The following is a 19,062-nucleotide window of genomic DNA, read 5'->3' on the forward strand; positions in this document are numbered from 1 at the left end:
AGCATAACAACAGACAGGAGGAATCGCGTTGGCGATCAAATTAAGTATTCTGGATCAGACCCCGATTTATGAAGGTGAAACGGCTGCGGAGGCCTTTCAGAGAACCGTCCGGCTTGCGCAGAAAGCGGAGGAACTCGGCTACACCCGCTTCTGGGTGTCCGAACACCATGATTCGGGTGTGGTAGCGGGTTCCTCTCCCGAAGTGCTTATTGCCCATCTGTTGGCCAAAACGGATCGGATCCGGCTCGGGTCCGGCGGCGTCATGCTGCAGCATTACAGCCCCTACAAGGTAGCGGAGAATTTTAACGTTCTGGCTTCGCTCGGTCCCGGGAGGATTGATCTTGGCATCGGGCGCGCTCCGGGAGGCTTGCCGAGATCGACTCAGGCACTGCAGCAGGGCGGAGCGGACACGGCTTCTCTTACGGATAAAATTACTGAGCTGCGCCAGTACATACACAACCGGCTGGAAGAGGATCATCCGCTCTTCGGACTGCGGGCCAATCCCGTTACGGATCATCCCGCGGACCTGTATGTGCTCGGAACCAGTACAGCCAGCGCCGAAATCGCGGCAGAGCTTGGTTTGCCCTACGTGTTTTCTTTATTCATTAACGGCGACCCGGATACGGCCATTCAGGCTTTGCAGGCTTACCGGTCGAATTTCAATGACGCGTTTGGGACGGAGCCGCAGGCGATTCTGGGCGTTTCTGTGATCGCCGCCGAAAGCGATGAAGAAGCGCAGAGACTTGCCGGCGATCACAAACTTGTCAAAATCCACCTCGAAAGCGGCAGAACGATTACCGTAAGCAACTTGGAGCATGCGCAGGAATTCGGCAGTCAGTCTAAGGAGAAATTTACAATTGAAGTAAAAGAGCCGCAGGTAACCAAAGGCTCGATAGAGAAAGTAAAAAAAGAGCTGCTGGAGCTTCAGCGGGCTACCGGGGTTGACGAGTTTATCGTCATCACGGCAGTTGAAGATTTCAACCGAAGACTCCGCTCCTTCGAGCTGCTCAAAGAAGCGTTCAACGACGCGTCCAATGGCGATGAAATAGAAGCAAACGTATCGGCAGGGAACCCGTCGTCAGGTAAGGGAGAAGCGGATGATGGCGGCGGCAAACACCGGATCGTTGAACCGGTCATCTAGCTGCTGCATGACCTGCTGAACAGAAGGAGGCGAAAGAGAATGGGAAGAGAGTCCACACTTACGCGTCCGGAAGCGAGTGAGCTGCTGCCGAAATTGGTCTCGATCCGGCGCCATCTGCATCAGTATCCGGAATTATCACATGAAGAATTCGAAACAACCGCGTCCATCAGGGGCTGGCTGGAGGAAGCGGGCATCCGTATTGCGCCGTACAGCCTACGCACAGGATTAGTTGCGGAAGTGGGAGGCGTAAAGCCCGGCCCCGTCGTCGCGGTCCGCGCCGATATTGACGCGCTGCCGATCCAGGAGGAGACGGGACTCCCGTACGCCTCCCGGTTCCCCGGCAGAATGCATGCGTGCGGCCACGATTTTCATACGGCGTCCGCGATCGGCGCAGCCTACCTGCTCAAAGAGAGGGAGCAGGAGCTGGAAGGCACCGTCCGCTTCCTGTTCCAGCCGGCGGAAGAGAAAGCCAGCGGAGCGCTGAAGGTGATCGCCAGCGGCGCCCTGGAGAATGTGCAGGCCATCTTCGGCCTGCACAATAAGCCTGATCTGCCGGTGGGAACACTCGGCATCAAAGAGGGGCCGCTGATGGCCGCCGCCGATGGCTTCATCGTCGAACTGACGGGCCTCGGCTCCCATGCCGCGGTGCCGGAGGCCGGCATCGACCCGATCGTGGCGGCCGCCCAGATCGTCTCGGCCGTGCAGGCGATCGTCAGCCGCAGCGTAAGTCCGCTGCACAGCGCCGTCATCAGCGTAACCAAGCTGCACAGCGGCACCGCCTGGAATGTGATCCCGGACAAGGCGGTACTCGAAGGCACGGTCCGCACTTTCGACGAGCCTGTCCGGCTCCGGGTGCTGGAGCGGTTCCGCGAGGTGGTCGAAGGTGTGGCTTCCGCGTACGGCACGAAGGCTTCCATTCACTGGGTACAGGGGCCGCCGCCTGTCATTAATGACGCCGGCCTGGCGGAGCTCGCGGAAGAAGAGACCGCGAGTCTGGGCTACACAGCGGTGAAGCCGGTGCCGTCACCTGCCGGAGAGGACTTCGCCTTCTACCAGCGGCAGGTGCCGGGTCTCTTTGTGTTCGCAGGCACCGCTGGCAGCCGCGAATGGCACCACCCGGCCTTTGACCTCGATGAAGCCGCTTTGCCGGTCAGCGCGCGGTTTTTGGCCAGGGTGGCCGAGCGGGCGCTCCGGCAGGGGAAGACCATACCCGTCGGTTCTTCCGGAGCAGAGCGGCCCCGGCAGGCTGAGAGGCTTGCGGCCGCCAGGCATCCCAAGGCCGCGGAGCAGGTCGTACCGGCGGATTCCGTAGAAGCCGGCACAGCCGGGGCTCCTGCTGGCGCCGCCAGACCTGCCGGAGCCGGGACAAGCGGATGATCGCGGGAGTCGCTTACGATGTCATCGTTGTCGGTGCAGGCTCCATGGGGATGAGCGCGGGGTACCACCTTGCTCTCAGTGGTGTGCGCACGCTGCTGCTTGACGCGTATGACCCTCCGCACGGTGAGGGGAGCCATCACGGTGAACCGAGGCTCATCCGACATGCCTATAGCGGAGGCTCTACGTATATTAAGATGGCGCTGCGTGCACAGCAGCTGTGGCAGCAGCTGGAGGAAGAGTCAGGGGCGAAGCTGTTTGCCGCTTCCGGCGTAATCAATGCGGCGAGCGCGGATTCTTTCAAATTCCCTTCTCGGTTGAAGGATGCGAGGTCGTTTGGCGTAGCGGTCGAAACGCTGGATGCCGCCGAAATTTGCAGGCGCTGGCCCGGATTCAGGCTGCCCGAGCATTATACCGGCATGTATGAGCCGGATGCGGGCTACCTCTTCAGCGAGCAGTGTGTTGCGGCGCTGCGCAAGCTCGCTGTGGATGCAGGCGCAGAGCTGTTGACATATACGCCTGTGAACCGGATTGAAGTCCGGCAGGGAGGCGTAGCTGTTCATACGAAGAATGGCATCTATTATGCCCAGCATGCCATTCTTAGTGCGGGCGCATGGTTCCGGACGCTGGAGCCGTTCATTACTCTCCCCGTCCGCTCCGTCCGCAAAGCCATCGGCTGGTTTAACCCGCTGGTCCCGCTGTATGAAGCGGGTTCTTTTCCGGGTTTTACATTGGCGGATGCCGGGGGCACTTATTACGGGTTTCCCAGTATCGGAGGTGCGGGCCTGAAAATCGGGCGGCACGATACGGGGCACGACTGGACTGCGGGGGAAGCACTGGAGCCTTTCGGCCGCTATGCGGAGGATGAGGGAGACCTTCGGGCTGCCCTTGAGAATTACATGCCCCAAGCGGCAGGGGTCCTCAATAAGGGGGCCGTCTGCAAATATGAGCTGACGCCGGACGATGATTTTATTATAGACCGGCATCCGTTGCATCCGAATGTTCTTCTGGCGGGCGGTTTTTCCGGGCATGGCTTTAAGTTTTCGAGTGTCGTGGGAGAGATTCTGACCGAGCTGATCCTTTACGGACGTTCTAGTCTCAATCTGGAGCCTTTTGCATTATCGAGGTTTGGGGCAGGGGCCTGCGTGCCTCAGCCCATCTGAAAAAGGAGGAAGTGCGATGAGTGAAACGGTTGTGGATATCGGACGTTATCTGGCTACTTATGCACAATTGAAGGAAGCGATTGAAGGATTAAGCGAGGAGCAGCTGACTTGGAAGCCCGCACCGGACAAATGGAGCATCACGGAGGTGCTGGCTCATCTGGCCGACCACAATTTGATTGTGACCTTCCGGATTCGTGAAATCCTTGCAGGTTCCGATAAGCCGCTGCCGTCCTTTAACCAGGATGAATGGGTGGGCGGGCAGAAGGCGAACGAGGGGGATGCTTCTGAATATCTGGATCTATTCGATGCCCTGCTGCGATACAACAGTTTCTTGTTCTACCGGCTGTCTAAAGAAGATTGGGAGAAAACGAGTGATTTCCGCGGGAATCCCGTCACTGTCGGGTGGTTTGTGGAGGCATTTACGAATCATGTCGGCAAGCATCTGGGACAAATCGAGCGCAATAAATCGGCTTATGTGCCGGTCTGATTATCGATAGTGTGCTGCTTTCTTACAAAATACAAAGAGCAAGCTTTCCGGGCAAAGCCGTGAAAGCTTGCTTTTTAGCGTTCGCAGTGTATGCTTGGAAGTTTAAAAGCGGGGTTAGTTTGTGCAGCACCAGCCTTGAGCACGGCCGCGTCATGCCGCGTTAAGAATAAGTTTGGTGCTTCTTAGCGGGGGGATAACATCTCATTGGAGCGCCTGATTAGCGCTCAGCAGCAGCCGGGTCTGCTCCTCCCAGCCCTGCTCATCGAGAACTCCGAGAACGGTGCCCGTCACCTTCCCGTTCTTATCTACGAAAAAAGTGGAGGGGATAGGCTGAATCCGGTAGGCGGCTGAGGCATCCCCTTCCGTATCGAGCAGGACGGGGAACTTGAATCCGTAGTGTGTGCTGAAGGCCTGCGCTTTCTCGGGGGAATCCATCAAGGTGAGGTTAACGGCCAGGATCTGAACGTCTGATCCGTATCGGTCATGCAGCTTGGCGAGAGCGGGAGCTTCCTCCTTGCAAGGAGCGCACCAGGATGCCCAGAAGTTAATAATGACCGGTTTGCCGCGATACTGCTCCAGGTTATAGGTCTTCTGATCCTGCCCGGCGAGCGAGAATTCAGGAGCAAGAAGACCGACCTGCGGGCCGTAGTCTGCCTCGGCTCCACTCAGCCGAACCGGCTGCTGATACAAGCATAGGCCGGCCAGCAGGAGGACTGCGGTTAGAATGCCCCACTGGGCTTGTGCTTTCATGCCGGATCTCATCTCCTTCTAATGAACCTCGAACGATTCCATTTTCATTTCATGCGTCTGGGCGGTCGTTACATGGATAACAACCGAGTAAGCTCCTTTGTCGGTAAAGGAGCCCTTCAGGCGGTAGCTTCCTTGGTTATCGGGCTCCGCCGCCTGCTGCAGATGTTCCCCGTCCGGTTCATCTTGTCTCCAGATCTCAAAGCCGACTGAAGCGTCCTTAATGGGCGTGCTTCCCCGGGTGATCTTCGCAGTTAATTGAGCCGTCTGATTGGCCGTAATTGTCTGAGGGATAGTGGAGAACGTAATCGTGAGCTCTTCGCTCTCCGGCGCGGGACTTTCTGCGCTGTAAGAGGCGGTTCCGGGTTTGCCGCAGGCAGGAAGCATAGCTGTCAGAAGCAGCAGAAGACTAAAGAGCCGGGCTATTCCGATCGGCTTCCGGAATCTGTTCCAATATGTGCTTCCTGTATAGTAATCTCGTGAATGACGGGGCACCATTTAGCCTCATTTCTTTAAAAACTGAAAAATGCGAATCCAGTCCGTTGTGATAAAACGTAAATACCGGCCGTAAACGTACAGCGTGTATAAAGCTGTTTATGGGAGCAAATGAAGAATCTCCAGAATTTCGGAACGGTAACGGAAAAATTCCGGGCTGTTGCGCTGGCGGGGACGGGGGAGCCGGATCTCCAGTATCTCGCGGATTTCGGCAGGTCTGGGCGTCATGACAATGACCCGGTCGCTCATGTAGACGGCCTCATCGATATCATGGGTGACGAACACCATCGTGGTGCCGCGCTCCCGCCAGATCCGGATCATCTCATCCTGTAAATTCATTCTTGTAAAAGCATCCAGAGCCCCGAGAGGTTCATCCAGCAGCAAGACCTTCGGGTGGTTGACCAGCGCCCGGGCCAGTGCAGCCCGCTGGGCCATCCCCCCGGAGAGGGTGTGCGGGTACGCCTTTTCGAAGCCTTTTAATCCTACCAGTTCGATATATGTATCCACCTCGGAAGCAAGCTCCTTCACGATTCCTCTGGCTTCGAGGCCGCTGGCCACGTTGTCCCATACATTTTTCCATGGAAAAAGGGTCGGGTCCTGGAAAACCAGCCCCCGGGTATAGTGGGGATGGCGGATGGGCTCCCCGTCGAGCAGCAGATCCCCTGAGGTAGGCTGGTCAAGACCGGCTATAAGCCTCAGCAGCGTAGACTTCCCGCAGCCGCTGGGGCCGATCAGCGATACAAACTCACCCGGATGGATATCCAGGTTAACGTTCTGAAGAGCGGTGACGGCTTTCTCTTCCGTATCCAGGAAAATACGGCTGACCTCCCGGATGGCAATCCGGCCCTCCACTTCAGCGGTTGTTACCATTTGATCAATCCTTTCTGCCAGATGAGCACTTTATCTTTGAATTTGAACAGCAGCGTAATGATGCCGGAGAACAGCAGCGCCATAATGAACAGAGCGGCATACACCTTATAGTATTCGCCCCAGCCCTGCGCCCAGGTGATATAGAAACCGAGACCTGCCTTAACTCCGAGCATTTCCGCAACGATCAGGGTGACGAAAGAGGTGCCTGTTCCCATGAACAGACCGATAAAGATTTGCGGAAATGCTGCCGGGATGGCTACTTTGCGGATCAGATAGCTTTCGCCCGCACCGAGGGTTCTGGCTACTTCGAAGAAGGAGTTATTCACATTGGCTATTCCTGTCCATGTCATAACCGTGACGGGAAACCAGACGGCCAGGACGATCAGGAAGACGCTGGCGGAGAAACTCGTAGGGAAGATCACCAGCACGATCGGAATCCAGGCTGTCGACGGGATCGGGCCGAGCACCCGCAGGAAGGGGTTCACCCAGTAGCGGAACCGGTGATACCAGCCCATCAGAATGCCGGTCGCAAGGCCCAGGACCGTACCGATGATATACCCGATGGCGAGCAGGCGGAAAGAATAAAGTGTGCTGACGGCCAGGCTTGAGGCTTCACCGATTAGAGCATCCAGAATCTTGACCTGAGACGGGAAATACGGCATCGGGAAGAGATCCAGCTTCTGGGTCAAGAGCTGCCAGATGCCGAGCAGTACAAGAACCAGCGTTACGAGCGGCGCCTGCTCCCGGAGCCTGCGCCCGAGGGCGGGGCGCAGGACTCCTCCGGCGATCAGCGCTGCATAGATGAGGAGGAACAAGGCAAGCAGTCCGGTATAAACTCCATTGCTTGCCGCAGGCTGTTTGTCTGGCAGACCCAGATGCACAAAGAAAGAAGCGCCGGTGATCAGAACGGGCAGCAGGGTCTGCCAGGTCCATAACCAGCTGGGGCTGGATACATGTGAATGAGGAAGAACTGCCTTCTCAGCGGAATACAAACTCATTGGAATGGGCCTCCTTCAGGTATATCAGGTATAGATAAAGAAAAAGACACAGCCGCATTCATAATGGGCATGTGTCTCCAGTGGACCAGTAAACACAAACTAGATTAATCCGATAAGATTAGGTTGAATTTACCATTTAAGGATATCGGTGTCAATGGAAAAAGAATTAAAAAAGAGAGCTTGACAAATTTACATATAGAACCTAATATTTTCCATATCATAAAGTGAATAAACTTAATAGGTTTACTCGGAATTAGTTGACCGGTTATCTGGAAACTAAACGCGATCCTTCCCCTGGGAAAGAACGTGTTTAGTTTTTTTTATGGCTATTTTACGGCTGGGAGGAGGTTAGAAAGCTTGTGAACTGCACCTGAGAATCGGAATGGCAGCCTGAATCAGAAGTTGCGGATCGGATCACTGAATATGTACGGACGGGAGTGGATTGGGATGAAAAAATTAACGTTAATCGGCGCGGTATCCGTGATTATGGCAGTCAGCTTAACGACGGGCTGTTCCAACAAACCGGCAGAGAAAGCGGCTGGTACTCCGGAACCTGCGGCCACAACCGCTGGGGGTGGAGCACCGTCAGGAAGCTCTTCGCAAGACCCCGCCGTCAAGAAAGCTGCTTTCAAAACCGGAAACAAAATTAATGTGGCTTATTCCGGGGGAACATGCGATGCGCCTACTTTCGTAGCTTGGAAGAAAGGCTTCTTCGAAGCCGAGGGGCTCGATCCCCAGATGACCAAAATGGATTTCAACACGCTGAAGAACGGGATCGCAACGGGTAAAATAGACGGAACCCAGGGGAACTTCTCCTGGTTTAAGCCTGCCGAGCAGGGACTGGACGTTAAGCTGACCGGCGGCCTGCACGCAGGCTGCATACAAGCGGTTGCTCCCAAGAACTCCAATGTAAAGGCCGTTAAGGATCTCAAAGGAAAAACAGTCGGTGTCGATGTGATCGGCGGGGGTCCTATGATTACCCTGTCGATTGAGCTGAAGAAGCATGGTATTGATCCGAAGAAGGATGTGCAGTGGCGGGTATACCCGTCCGATCAGCTGGTTACGGCAGCGGAGAAACGAGAAATTGATGCGTTTATCGTCTGGGATCCGGTGGGGGAGAAAGCCATTAATGAGAAGGATTATACGCTCCTGCTCAGCAATGCCAGTGACGAGCCTTACAAATCGGGATTCTGCTGCTACGCTTTTGTCAGCGGCGAATTGGCCAAGAAAGACCCGGAGAAGGCTGCGGCATATACCCGGGCCATGCTGAAGGCGGCCGAGTATGTAGGCACTCACCAGAAGGAGGTCGCCCAGCTTGAGGTGGACAACAAATTTGTCGGGGCGGATGTCGCTACCAATGAGAGACTGCTTAACAATTACGTGTGGAGACCGGGTGTGAACAATGCGATAGAGAATGCGAATTTCTTTATTAAAGAGCAGAAAGAACAGGGGATTCTCGATGCAGCCACGGACGAGAAAGCTTTGGCAGAACGGCTTATTTTCAAGGCCATACCGGATTATAACGGCAAATAAGCAGACGGATGGAGGTGCTTGACTTGAGAATGACCAAAGTACCGGCCGCCCTGCTTCTTGGATGGGCGCTTCTGAGTCATACCGCCTACTCACCGGGTTCAGCACAGGCGGAGGGAACCCGGACTCAGCAGGAGCTGCCGTCCTGCCATCTTCCGGCTGCCGGGACTGCCGGAGGCAGCGCAGCGCCGGACGCCGAGGGCGTCGGAGCGGTACCGGCGGGATGGACGAACATTACCTTTGCCGGGCAGCCAGATGCAGGCAGCCCGTCCGAAGAATCTGCGGATGATAGAGCGGAAGGAGAATAGTATGAGCGGATTAAACGATTACTTGGCCGCCAAAAAACAAGCGATTGATAAGCGCGAAGAAGAGCGCCACCGGAATTCCCATGTTCCATCGGAGGTGCTGAAGGCACGCGTGAGCGCTAAGGACCGGAGCGGAATCCGTGAAATCCGCATCCGGAATTTCCAGATCATCAGCGACAGCCCTCCGGATTACGCCGGGTATGATCTCGGGCCGAGTTCTCCGGAGCTGCAGCTCGGTGTTCTGGGCAGCTGCCTGACTCACATCACCCTCATACAAGCGGCGATCCGGGGGGTTCAGCTGGATTCGCTCGAGGTAGAAGTCGAGGGTGACCAGCACAAATACGCGGGCAAACCCGGCTATGAGGAGATTCCATTCTGGCCGCACAATCTGCGCTATACGCTGCACATCGAATCTCCTGCATCGGAGGAAGAGATTACGGAGCTCTATGAGGCGGTGGAGAAGGTGTGCCCCATCCTGAATTTGTTGGCCAATCCGCAGAAAATCACGGGGCGTATTCTACATACGGCCGGCAGCGGGCAAGCGAAGGAAATTACCGTCGAATCCTGAGAATAGACCCATTTGGAGGAAAAGGAGGAGAGCAGATGAGGAAGCAGATTCTGCCTGCCGGAACTCCTTCCGTGCTAGGTTTGAGTTCCAGGCTGGCTGGCAGTGTTCTGGAACTGATCGGGGACACTCCCGCCGTGAAGATCAGGCGCCTCCTTGGGGAGGACGATGCAGACCTGTATGTGAAGCTGGAATATTTCAACCCCGGCGGAAGTGTGAAGGACCGGGCGGCACGCTATATGATCGAGCAGGCCGAGCGGGAAGGAAGGCTGCATCCCGGCGGCACCATTATTGAAGTGACCAGCGGGAATACCGGGATCGGGCTGGCGATCGTGGCGGCGGCAAGAGGCTACCGGCTGGTCGTGATCATGTCGGATAATATGTCAGTGGAGCGTGTGAAGCTGCTGAAGGCTTACGGGGCGGAGGTCGTCCTATATCCGGCCGATGAGAAGATTGAGGGAGGACTCCGCCGGGCAAAGGAACTGGAGAGCCGTATTCCCGGCAGCTTCGTCCCTGTCCAGTTCGATAACAGGGGGAATGCGGATATCCACCGGTTTACAACGGCACTGGAAATTTGGGAGCAGATGGATGGCAGATTGGATGCATTCGTTTCTACATCCGGTACCGGCGGTACGATTACGGGCACGGGGGAGGCGCTGCGAGAGAAGCTGCCGGACTTGCAGATTATTGTGGTGGAATCCAGCTGCTCGCCGCTGCTGTCCGGAGGAGAGGCCGGCCCGCACCGGATTCCCGGGACAAGTCCGAGCTTCATCCCGTCCATTCTGAATACCTCTCTTTATGATGAGGTGCTGCAGATTGAGGATGAGGACGCCCATCATACGGCAAGAGAGCTGGTCCGCAAAGAGGGTCTGCTTCTCGGACCTTCTTCAGGGGCGGCCGTCTGGGCGGGCATTCAGGTTGCGAGGAAGCTCGGCAGGGGGAAGAAAGTGCTGTGCATCGCCCCGGATACCGGGGAGAGATATTTGAGCACGGAGCTGTTCGAGCCTGCGGTGAAATAACTTACCGGGCATTGACGGTATTGCAGCAGCATTGGAGCATTGAAGTATTGCCAGATTGATATCTATGATGATGTTCATTAAATGGAATGGAAGATAATGTATATCGAATGGAAGAAGTTTGTTATACTTGAAAGGAGTGAGGGATAAGGAGGATCAGCGATGCAAAAGCATGGTACTCAGCAGACGAAAGAAGAAGAGGAACATTTAATTCTCCGGTCAGAAATTCAATCTTTTAACGATGCAACGGAGCATAACCGCACAATACTGGGTGTCCCCGATAAAAAAGTCGATTTAAAAAGCATGCCAACACCTCTCCGCTGGTTCGCTTATTGTGTAGGAACTCTATTTGTTCTGATGGCCATTGGCATGCTCGTCCAATATTTGAACGGCTAGGACGATGATTGCCTGCGATGTTTAGTAGGGGAATGATTTCGTTAGGGATATAGAAAAGGCGCGCAAGCCGGTAATCCGGCTGGCAGCGTCTTTTTTGCGCTTGTACAGCGTGGAATAATATTCCGGCAGCAAGCTTTACAAGTTAGAAACATTCTGAAATGTCTGCGAAACAAGTGTCCTTTAAGCTCGGAAGAATGTAAACGAAACTATTAAGTAAAGGACTGACGGCGCTATGAACATAATGGAATTGCTGAAACCTCTGCGAAATAAGCAGATAGAGAGCTATACAGATACCGACATAACCGGACTAAGCGCCAATTCGGATACAATTCGTCCAGGGGACATGTTCGTATGTTTGCCCGGAACGAAGTCGGACGGGCATATATTTATTCAGGATGCGGCACAGAAAGGGTGCTCGGCTATTCTTGCTGAAAGGATCGTAGAGAATAGACCTCCCGGGATTCCTTATATCATCGTTCCGGACACCCGTAAAGCCATGGCAATCTTGGCGGATCAATTTTACGAGCATCCTTCTTATGGAATGAAATTGATCGGGGTCACGGGTACGAACGGCAAAACGACTACGTCTCATCTGATTGAACGCATTTTGAGCGACTATGGTCATAGTACCGGGCTGATCGGTACCTTAACCATGAAGATAGATGCGTATGTGGAGAAGACGACACATACGACACCGGATGCTATTGAGCTGCAGGCATTTCTTCGCAAGATGAAAGACCGGGGAGCGGAATACGCCGTCCTGGAAGTGTCCTCGCATGCTCTTGCCATGGGAAGAACAAGAGGCTGCGATTTCAAAACGGCGGTCTTTACGAATCTTACGCATGATCATCTGGATTATCACCGGGACATGGGCCGTTATCTGGAGGATAAAGCCCTCTTGTTCACGGGACTCGGCAATTCCTATGCCGGTGAGGAAGAGAAGACCGCGATCCTTAATGCGGACGATCCTGCCTCGGCGTATTTAGCGGCCCGGACTGCGGTACAAACGTTTACGTACGGAATACGCGAACAGGCGGATGTCCGGGCCCGTGACATTGAAATACGGCCGGACGGGACATATTTCCGCGTAAAGACGCCTGTCGGGGAGGCTGACATACGCCTTCGTATTTCCGGCGAATTCAACGTGTACAACGCGCTGGCGGCCATAGCGGCCTGTCTGGCAGAGGATATTCCGCTCGAAGATATCCGCAGGAGCCTGGCTTCCTTTGAAGGCCTCGCAGGCCGGTTCCAGCGGATCGATGACGGGCAGCCGTTTCATGTGATTGTTGACTATGCCCACAATCCGGACGGTCTTGAGAAAGCGATCGAGACTGCTCGCCGAATCAGCCGAGGCGGGGTTATCACAGTAGCGGGCTGTGAGGGAGACCGTGACAAAGCGAAACGGCCGTTAATGGCGTCCATAGCGGCGGGTCTGTCGGACTGGGCCATACTCACATCCGATAACCCCCGCTCAGAGAATCCCGAGGCGATTCTGGCTGATATGACGAAGGGAATTCCTCCTCAGGATGAACCGCGGTGGGAAGGCATCGTGGAGCGGCGAGAAGCGATTTACCGGGCGCTTTCTTATGCACGGGAAGGAGATTGTGTGCTTATAACAGGTAAAGGCCATGAACAGCGGCAAATCTTTGCGGAGAACCGGTCCGTCCCCTTTGACGATGCCGAAGTGGCCCTGGAATGGCTGAAGGCCGCCAAGTTTGAATCCGAACCGTCCGGAAAAAGGAGGAAGCATTAACATGAAGTTTACCGATCAAATAGATGCAGGCGCATTCGACAATTTTGTATTGAATTCGTATTCGGCGCATTTTATGCAGACCACCGCCTGGGCGGAGCTGAAACGTGCTTCGGGCTGGCAGATGCGAAGAGTGGGCGTCATGAACGGCGATAGAATTGTGGGGGCGTCGCTGGTGCTGCTGCGGTCGATCCCGAAGACCCGCTATAGCATCGGCTACGCACCCCGCGGTTATCTCCTCGATTACAACGATGCTGGGGTTGTGGAGACAATGACCCGGGGAATTCGTGACTGGGCCCGCAAGCAGCGGATCGTATTCCTGATCTTGGATCCCGAGCTTGCCGTAGCTGTGCGTGACAATCAACAAGCAGACATTGAGCTTGGAGGAAAGCCGGGTCAAGCTGTAGAACGGATGAAGAAGCTGGGCTATCTTCATAACGGGGAAGAACTTGATTTTAACGGCGTTCAGCCCCGGTTTACTTTTCAACTGCCGCTGGAGCATGAAGAATCGGTTCTTATGGACGGTTTTCACCGCAAAACCTTATACAATATCCGGCTGGCTGCCCGCAAAGGGGTAGAGATCGTTAAAGGCACAGAGGCTGATATCGGCACCTTTGCCCGGATTATGGCGGTGACGGGGAAAAGAGACGGTTTCGTTACCCGGGATGCCGACTATTTCAAGCGCTTGTACAGGGAACTGCATCCAGCCGGATTAGCTGAACTTTATGTAGCCAAGATCAACCCGTCACGGGCAATTGAACATCTGAAGAAGGGGCTTGAGCAGGTCAGGCAGGAAGCTGGAAACCTGGAGAAACGGCTCGCGAAAGATGCGGAGAATCTTGTGGAAGAAGATAAATTTGTAGAAATATCCAGTAAATTGGAAGTTTACAAGAGCAGAATAGCCAAATATTCGCAATCGATTGCCGAGATGGAAGAAATGAAAGTTTCTCATCCGGAGGGGCTCATCGTGTCTGGAGCCATTGAGACGTTTGCCGGCACAACAGCCTGGTATGTATACGGCGCGAGCGACAACGTATTCCGCGACTATATGCCGAACTATTTGCTGCAATGGGAAATGATCCGTGAAGCCAAACGCAGAGGCTGTACGACATACGATTTCGGAGGTATTTCGGGGGATGTATCTCCGGACAATCCCCTTTGGGGGCTTTACGCATTCAAGAAGGGATTCGGGGGTCAATTCGTTGAGTTTGCAGGGGAATTCACGTATGTGTTCAACAAGCCGCTGTACAAGCTGTGGACAACCGTGTTTCCTATGCTGCGCAGCGTCCGGAAGCGGCTGAGGAGCCTCCGCAGGAGTTAGAGAAAAAGCGCACAGACCCGGTATCCATCCGATACGTAGTCTGCACGTAAACTTCTTGTCCCCTCTTCAGTTAGCTGTTACGGGATATGAATGGTTTTTACATGGCTGGTGTGCATAAATAAATGTTTGCCATTGGCTGTGATGAGTTCGAGCATGTTGTTCTCAACCGCATTTAAACGTCCGATCTTATTGGAATCTTCACCGAGGTCGAACACGACCAATTCACCGATGAGCTTTTTGAGCTGTTGCTCGAACGTCCTGGATAACGTTGTTCCTGTCGGCTGGAGCGGGAAGCGGTCCTGGCTTAAATAATAAGGTGTTGTATTGGTTTCATAAGGGGTAATGGTTTTGACATGTTCAAGAGATACGTAAACCGTGCGGTATACCGGGGAGAAGAAAACGAAGAAATCATTCATGATGCTGGTGACATAACCATGGACGGATTGCGTTCCCGAAATGTAGATTTCTGCAAAAATACCTTTAGCATTCATTAGAATTTTGCGGTAAGCGATATCCGAATGATCGAACGGCATTTCCGGTTTCACGGTAAGGTTGTTAGCCGGATCTTCGCTTAACGTCATATGCTGCAAATGGATCGTCGGGATGTAAATGAATTGTGCGCCATTATGAACGACGAGAATATCATTCCCTACATCGATTAAACAGCCCCGGATGGGCAGTTTTTTGCCGGACAACCCAATATCTACGTATTTGCTTATAAAAGAGTGCAGCAGCTTCACCCTAAGTCCTCCTTTCAGTTCAAATGTTCAGATTGAAGGCTCGGTCTCTTTCCAACGTTACTTTCTTCATAGTTCTCTGCCTAACCTCGGGAAGCCGAACGGTTTTAGCAGGGAGGGCGGCCGTTATTGTGCGGCCGCCATTGTAATTCGGATGGGATTGTGCGGTGGGGATTGGAATGCAGGTCGAGGAGGTTGATTGGCATCAATCAACGTTCATCCCTTAGAAGAACATCCGGAAAATACTGTTGCTGTGTGCACCATGTGATTGATTCCCGCGGGTTTGGTTTCCGCGGGTTTGATTTCCCCGAGTCTGGTTTCCTCTGGTCTGATTTCCGCGAGTTTGATTTCCCCGAGTCTGGTTTCCTCTGGTTTGATTTCCGCGAGTTTGATTTCCACGAGTTTGATTTCCGCGGGTCTGGTTGCCTTTGGATTGGTTCCCTTTGCTTTGGTTATTGTTGTTGCCTTTGCTTCCATCTTTTTTGTTGCCGCCGCTTTTATTGCCTGCGAGGCTGATGCTTTTAATGTGGAAAACCGAGATTCGGACGACTTCGTTCTTAACGACCAGCACAACATAGTCTTTTCTGACCTCAACAATGACACCTTCGATTTTCTCAGGGCCGCCCCGGTTGATTTGTACAAATTTCTGATGAAACTTCTTAAGAAGATCATAGAAATCATAAGCGGATATGGATTTCGGATTCTCGGCATAAACGTTGCTGCTTCCACCTTCGGTCACGCTTTTGACATGAGAAGCGTTGATATATACGACTCCTTCATTGGTTTGTACAGTAAGGTAGTCAGAGTGCACGTGAATCAATTTACCTGTAATGGAATCCGGACCGCCCCGGTTTACTTTGACTTCTTCGCCAATCAACTTCGTAGCATATCCCAATTCGTTAGCAGACATATACGCTTTCCCCTCTCAATAATAAGTTTGTGGTTGACTCGTTTACGTATTTCTCATATAGAGACTTGGTGCCGGCAGCGCGAGATGATCCGCCTCCTTTCATTTGTCATTTCGCTCTATCTGTAATCTATTTATATGTGCCGTATATCAATTGGTACTGGTTGTCTATCTATTTATTATTGAATCCGCTTATACTCCCTGAGCAAAAGGTAACGGATAATCTCTCATTTGATGAAAGAGTAAACCTATGACTATACCGCTCTGAAAATAAAAGAATAGGATGTACTATCTTAATAGAGGGAGGCAAATCATATGGAGCAATTCCCGGATTTGTTCGAAGAATGGTGGAAAGAGGAAGAGAAGAAAGCGCAGGCCGTTACAAGTAAAAGAAAACACGGGTCGCACGGAACGAGAGGAGACCGCACCGGCGGTAACCGCACGCACGGAACAAGAGGAGACCGCACCGGCGGCGACCGTACGCACGGAACGAGAGGAGACCGCACCGGCGGTAACCGCACGCACGGAACGAGAGGAGACCGCACCGGCGGTAACCGTACGCACGGAACGAGAGGAGACCGCACCGGCGGCGACCGCACGCACGGAAAGAGAGGAGACCGCACCGGCGGTAACCGCACGCACGGAACGAGAGGAGACCGCACTGGCGGCAACCGCACGCACGGAACAAGAGGAGACCGTACCTGCGGCGACCGCACGCACGGAACGAGTGATGAAACGATCCTGGTCAGTGTCATGCATGTGANCGGAACGAGAGGAGACCGCACCGGCGGCGACCGCACGCACGGAACGAGAGGAGACCGCACCGGCGGCGACCGCACGCACGGAACGAGAGGAGACCGCACCGGCGGCGACCGCACGCACGGAACGAGAGGAGACCGCACCGGCGGCAACCGCACGCACGGAACGAGAGGAGACCGCACCGGCGGTAACCGCACGCACGGAACGAGAGGAGACCGCACTGGCGGCAACCGTACGCACGGAACCAAAGGGAACCGTTCCTACGGCAAATGCATCCGGCCTATTCGCTGGATCTGACAGCGAAGTGAATGATAGATGACCGGTGCCAGCCGGAACCCGTTCTAAAGGATGACAACCGCCGTGCCGTCCTGCATTCGTATCGAATATGGTAACTTACAAGAACAGCCTATCCCTAGGGATAGGCTGTTTGCTTTTAGCGAAAGGTGGAAAAAACCTATGTCGCTTCCTAAGTTCCATATTACGATCGGGACGGAAGAGAAACAGCAGCTGAGCCGGAATATATGGAGCCGCGAGTTTGTCAAAGCCTCACTTTCAGACGGACGCAGCGCGATACCTATTCAGATCAGATACCGGGGAGGACATACCCGCGAGTACGCTAAGAAATCGTATGAGATCCGGTTACAAGGAAAGACCTATCATTTGAACGCGGAATATGACGATCCTTCCTTGATCCGCAACGCACTGTCGTTTCGTTACTTCCAGATGATCGGAGTACCCAGCCCGCATACCCGTCATATCGTTATTTGGATCAATGGAAGAAATGAAGGGATCTATTTACTTATAGAAGCGGTCAAACGCTCTTTTTTCCGGAGAAGGGGAATAATCGCGCGATCGTTGATGTATGCCAGTAATGATCGTGCAGGCTTCTCGCCTACCGATCCCGAAACGGGAAAGCCGAAGCGCTCGTTATTCGAAGGATATAATCTTATTAAAGGCTCGGCAGAAGACCGTACGCGTCTGGAACTGTTCATCCGCTCTTTAAATACATTCAAGGGGGAGCGGCTGCAGCGGCTGTTAACGAAACAGATGGATGTCAATAATTACTTGCGCTGGCTGGCCGGGGCCGTTATGACCGGGAATTACGACGGTTTTGAACATAATTATGCGATATACGAGCACAAGGCTACCCGGCGTTACCGGATGATCCCTTGGGATTATGAAGGAACCTGGGGGAGGAATTGCTACGGCAAGCGGGTGGACAGCGATCTTGTCCGGATTACCGGTTACAACACGCTAACACGGAAGCTGCTCTCGTACCCGGCCATTCGTAAACAGTACAAAACCGTACTGTCTAATCTATTGGAAACTTCTTTCACTACAGACGCCATTATGCCGATCGTTCATCGTCTTCACAGCCGGCTTATTCCCGATATTTATGAGGACCGCAGCCGCAAATGGCCTATATCCGTATTTGAATCCGAGCCGGGCATCATTAAGAAGTATATAGAAGACAGACGTAAAGACATGAAGGAAGGGATAAGATCGTTATAACTTGTTTGTCTTCTGTGCCAAAAGCCGATAGGACCCCGCAGCCGGTACATGCGGGGTCCTATTTTGCCCGTACCGGCCCTCTTCGGCCGGGCGGCCTGTTACCGGACGGAAGTCATGGAAGAGGGGTGAAGATTTGCCTCATCGCCGCCAAATCCGCGGACCGGCGCGGGTTGTTCTGATGTAAGCGGGCACGGAGGAAGCCTCAGGCAATCTTTCTGTCAGGAAAGGGTCTGCGGGCTTTTTTGACGAATAGAAATGAGAGAGCAGGAGGATGAATAGGGAGGTGCCCGCAATGTTATTTGCAGAATTGGAGCCTTTTCTGGATAAGAAACGGAAGGAACTGCTGGAAGCCTTGTCGGCATTCGGCAAGAATGAACGCGAGTATACCGAATATGAAGGCGGATGGAATATAAGTGAAATAGTGGAGCATTTGTGTATCGTGGAAGAGCAGGTGATTCACACGGTCGGCCAAATGCTGCGGGATGCTCCATCAAAGCCGTCTGAGAGTGAAGAGGACAAAATCGTCGATATTACGGAGATTTTCCGGCGGAACGGGCTGCTCGGTACCAAGAAGCAGTCACCGCCGCAAGCGGTTCCTGCCGGAACTTGGGGACTAGACGAGGGATTGTGCAGGTTAGCGGAGGTTCGAAGCCGGCTGAAAGCATGCCTGCCGGAGCTGGCCGGCCGGGCAACCAACGGCATCACCGCCAGGCATCCGCTCGGTGTAGAGCTTAACGTCTGCCAGTGGGTGCTTTTCAGCGCTTTTCATGAGTGGGCTCATCTCCATCAAATAAAACGAATCCGTCAGGCGCATGACCCGGCCTTGTAGTCCGGATACACAAATAAACCCGCTTCCTTCAATATGAAGTGCACCCCTTAGAATAGACATTGGAAAAACCCTTGGTTATTCCGATGAATTCTAAGGGGTGCATTTTTTCATGGCGCATAAGGGACAAACCTTTAAACACTATCCAGAATCATTGAAGGTA

At 53.7% G+C, this 19,062-nt stretch carries 19 protein-coding genes; 13 read left to right on the forward strand and 6 right to left on the reverse strand.

Going from position 1 to position 19,062, the window contains the following annotated elements:
• The first annotated feature begins 28 nt into the window (after window positions 1-28).
• The 4 genes from EDM21_RS23425 to EDM21_RS23440 are packed head-to-tail and all read left to right on the forward strand — an operon-like array spanning window position 29 to window position 4,165.
• Window positions 29-1,141 (forward strand): LLM class flavin-dependent oxidoreductase, encoded by a 1,113-nt coding sequence (locus EDM21_RS23425; protein ID WP_157338796.1) that lies wholly within the window; start codon window positions 29-31, stop codon window positions 1,139-1,141.
• Between the two features lie 39 nt (window positions 1,142-1,180).
• Window positions 1,181-2,518, forward strand: coding sequence for an amidohydrolase (locus tag EDM21_RS23430; RefSeq protein ID WP_157338797.1), 1,338 nt, complete (start codon window positions 1,181-1,183; stop codon window positions 2,516-2,518).
• Window positions 2,515-3,678, forward strand: a complete 1,164-nt coding sequence (gene solA, locus EDM21_RS23435; protein ID WP_157338798.1) for an N-methyl-L-tryptophan oxidase — start codon at window positions 2,515-2,517, stop codon at window positions 3,676-3,678. The genes EDM21_RS23430 and solA overlap by 4 nt, the downstream gene beginning before the upstream one ends.
• Window positions 3,679-3,694: 16 nt before the next feature.
• Window positions 3,695-4,165: a DinB family protein gene (locus tag EDM21_RS23440; protein ID WP_157338799.1), complete on the forward strand. Its 471-nt coding sequence runs from the start codon at window positions 3,695-3,697 to the stop codon at window positions 4,163-4,165.
• Between the two features lie 201 nt (window positions 4,166-4,366).
• Here EDM21_RS23440 and EDM21_RS23445 read toward each other — a convergent pair whose 3' ends face one another.
• From EDM21_RS23445 to EDM21_RS23460, 4 genes are all read right to left on the reverse strand, one after another.
• Entirely contained in the window at window positions 4,367-4,915 is a 549-nt protein-coding gene (locus EDM21_RS23445) for a TlpA family protein disulfide reductase (RefSeq protein ID WP_157338800.1), read from the reverse strand.
• An 18-nt stretch (window positions 4,916-4,933) separates the two neighbouring features.
• On the reverse strand, window positions 4,934-5,407 hold the full coding sequence (locus EDM21_RS23450) for a FixH family protein (RefSeq protein WP_166542157.1): 474 nt from the start codon (window positions 5,405-5,407) through the stop codon (window positions 4,934-4,936).
• Between the two features lie 99 nt (window positions 5,408-5,506).
• On the reverse strand, window positions 5,507-6,277 hold the full coding sequence (locus EDM21_RS23455) for an ABC transporter ATP-binding protein (protein ID WP_157338802.1): 771 nt from the start codon (window positions 6,275-6,277) through the stop codon (window positions 5,507-5,509).
• A complete protein-coding gene (locus EDM21_RS23460) occupies window positions 6,271-7,275 on the reverse strand; it encodes an ABC transporter permease (protein WP_157338803.1) in 1,005 nt (334 codons plus the stop codon). The genes EDM21_RS23455 and EDM21_RS23460 overlap by 7 nt, the downstream gene beginning before the upstream one ends.
• Before the next feature lie 447 nt (window positions 7,276-7,722).
• On the opposite strand from EDM21_RS23460, the gene EDM21_RS23465 reads away from it, so the two are divergent.
• The 7 genes from EDM21_RS23465 to EDM21_RS23495 all read left to right on the forward strand — a co-directional run bounded on the left by EDM21_RS23465 (window position 7,723) and on the right by EDM21_RS23495 (window position 14,158).
• Window positions 7,723-8,808: an ABC transporter substrate-binding protein gene (locus EDM21_RS23465; RefSeq protein ID WP_157338804.1), complete on the forward strand. Its 1,086-nt coding sequence runs from the start codon at window positions 7,723-7,725 to the stop codon at window positions 8,806-8,808.
• Between the two features lie 23 nt (window positions 8,809-8,831).
• Window positions 8,832-9,113 (forward strand): hypothetical protein, encoded by a 282-nt coding sequence (locus tag EDM21_RS23470; RefSeq protein ID WP_157338805.1) that lies wholly within the window; start codon window positions 8,832-8,834, stop codon window positions 9,111-9,113.
• Window position 9,114: 1 nt separating this feature from the next.
• Window positions 9,115-9,678, forward strand: coding sequence for an OsmC family protein (locus tag EDM21_RS23475; RefSeq protein WP_157338806.1), 564 nt, complete (start codon window positions 9,115-9,117; stop codon window positions 9,676-9,678).
• A 35-nt stretch (window positions 9,679-9,713) separates the two neighbouring features.
• Window positions 9,714-10,694 (forward strand): cysteine synthase A, encoded by a 981-nt coding sequence (cysK, locus tag EDM21_RS23480; protein ID WP_157338807.1) that lies wholly within the window; start codon window positions 9,714-9,716, stop codon window positions 10,692-10,694.
• A gap of 159 nt (window positions 10,695-10,853) precedes the next feature.
• Window positions 10,854-11,087: a hypothetical protein gene (locus tag EDM21_RS23485; RefSeq protein ID WP_157338808.1), complete on the forward strand. Its 234-nt coding sequence runs from the start codon at window positions 10,854-10,856 to the stop codon at window positions 11,085-11,087.
• A 232-nt stretch (window positions 11,088-11,319) separates the two neighbouring features.
• The gene (locus EDM21_RS23490) at window positions 11,320-12,840 is read left to right on the forward strand and encodes a UDP-N-acetylmuramoyl-L-alanyl-D-glutamate--2,6-diaminopimelate ligase (protein ID WP_157338809.1); all 1,521 of its coding nucleotides are present in this window, start codon (window positions 11,320-11,322) and stop codon (window positions 12,838-12,840) included.
• Window position 12,841: 1 nt separating this feature from the next.
• Window positions 12,842-14,158 (forward strand): lipid II:glycine glycyltransferase FemX, encoded by a 1,317-nt coding sequence (locus EDM21_RS23495; protein ID WP_157338810.1) that lies wholly within the window; start codon window positions 12,842-12,844, stop codon window positions 14,156-14,158.
• A 77-nt stretch (window positions 14,159-14,235) separates the two neighbouring features.
• Here the strand turns inward: EDM21_RS23495 and EDM21_RS23500 are convergent, their stop codons facing one another.
• Entirely contained in the window at window positions 14,236-14,898 is a 663-nt protein-coding gene (locus tag EDM21_RS23500) for a DUF2642 domain-containing protein (RefSeq protein ID WP_166542158.1), read from the reverse strand.
• Between the two features lie 220 nt (window positions 14,899-15,118).
• Window positions 15,119-15,805, reverse strand: coding sequence for a hypothetical protein (locus EDM21_RS23505; protein ID WP_157338811.1), 687 nt, complete (start codon window positions 15,803-15,805; stop codon window positions 15,119-15,121).
• A 1,212-nt stretch (window positions 15,806-17,017) separates the two neighbouring features.
• Between EDM21_RS23505 and EDM21_RS23515 the strand changes: the two genes are divergently transcribed.
• Both EDM21_RS23515 and EDM21_RS23520 read left to right on the forward strand, forming a co-directional pair.
• Window positions 17,018-18,073, forward strand: coding sequence for a CotH kinase family protein (locus EDM21_RS23515; RefSeq protein WP_157338813.1), 1,056 nt, complete (start codon window positions 17,018-17,020; stop codon window positions 18,071-18,073).
• A 292-nt stretch (window positions 18,074-18,365) separates the two neighbouring features.
• Window positions 18,366-18,902, forward strand: coding sequence for a DinB family protein (locus EDM21_RS23520; RefSeq protein ID WP_157338814.1), 537 nt, complete (start codon window positions 18,366-18,368; stop codon window positions 18,900-18,902).
• Window positions 18,903-19,062: the final 160 nt, after the last annotated feature.

The organism is Paenibacillus lutrae (genome assembly GCF_009757775.1).
GTDB lineage: Bacteria > Bacillota > Bacilli > Paenibacillales > NBRC-103111 > Paenibacillus_F > Paenibacillus_F lutrae.

Bases quoted from the DNA above. Each gene is read 5' to 3' on its own strand.
- EDM21_RS23455 (WP_157338802.1), bottom strand. From the start codon at position 6,277: ATGGTAACAACCGCTGAAGTGGAGGGCCGGATTGCCATCCGGGAGGTC.
- EDM21_RS23485 (WP_157338808.1), top strand. From the start codon at position 10,854: ATGCAAAAGCATGGTACTCAGCAGACGAAAGAAGAAGAGGAACATTTA.
- EDM21_RS23515 (WP_157338813.1), top strand. From the start codon at position 17,018: ATGTCGCTTCCTAAGTTCCATATTACGATCGGGACGGAAGAGAAACAG.
- EDM21_RS23430 (WP_157338797.1), top strand. From the start codon at position 1,181: ATGGGAAGAGAGTCCACACTTACGCGTCCGGAAGCGAGTGAGCTGCTG.
- EDM21_RS23440 (WP_157338799.1), top strand. From the start codon at position 3,695: ATGAGTGAAACGGTTGTGGATATCGGACGTTATCTGGCTACTTATGCA.
- EDM21_RS23465 (WP_157338804.1), top strand. From the start codon at position 7,723: ATGAAAAAATTAACGTTAATCGGCGCGGTATCCGTGATTATGGCAGTC.
- cysK (WP_157338807.1), top strand. From the start codon at position 9,714: ATGAGGAAGCAGATTCTGCCTGCCGGAACTCCTTCCGTGCTAGGTTTG.
- solA (WP_157338798.1), top strand. From the start codon at position 2,515: ATGATCGCGGGAGTCGCTTACGATGTCATCGTTGTCGGTGCAGGCTCC.
- EDM21_RS23475 (WP_157338806.1), top strand. From the start codon at position 9,115: ATGAGCGGATTAAACGATTACTTGGCCGCCAAAAAACAAGCGATTGAT.
- EDM21_RS23520 (WP_157338814.1), top strand. From the start codon at position 18,366: ATGTTATTTGCAGAATTGGAGCCTTTTCTGGATAAGAAACGGAAGGAA.
- EDM21_RS23490 (WP_157338809.1), top strand. From the start codon at position 11,320: ATGAACATAATGGAATTGCTGAAACCTCTGCGAAATAAGCAGATAGAG.
- EDM21_RS23495 (WP_157338810.1), top strand. From the start codon at position 12,842: ATGAAGTTTACCGATCAAATAGATGCAGGCGCATTCGACAATTTTGTA.
- EDM21_RS23460 (WP_157338803.1), bottom strand. From the start codon at position 7,275: ATGAGTTTGTATTCCGCTGAGAAGGCAGTTCTTCCTCATTCACATGTA.
- EDM21_RS23445 (WP_157338800.1), bottom strand. From the start codon at position 4,915: ATGAAAGCACAAGCCCAGTGGGGCATTCTAACCGCAGTCCTCCTGCTG.
- EDM21_RS23505 (WP_157338811.1), bottom strand. From the start codon at position 15,805: ATGTCTGCTAACGAATTGGGATATGCTACGAAGTTGATTGGCGAAGAA.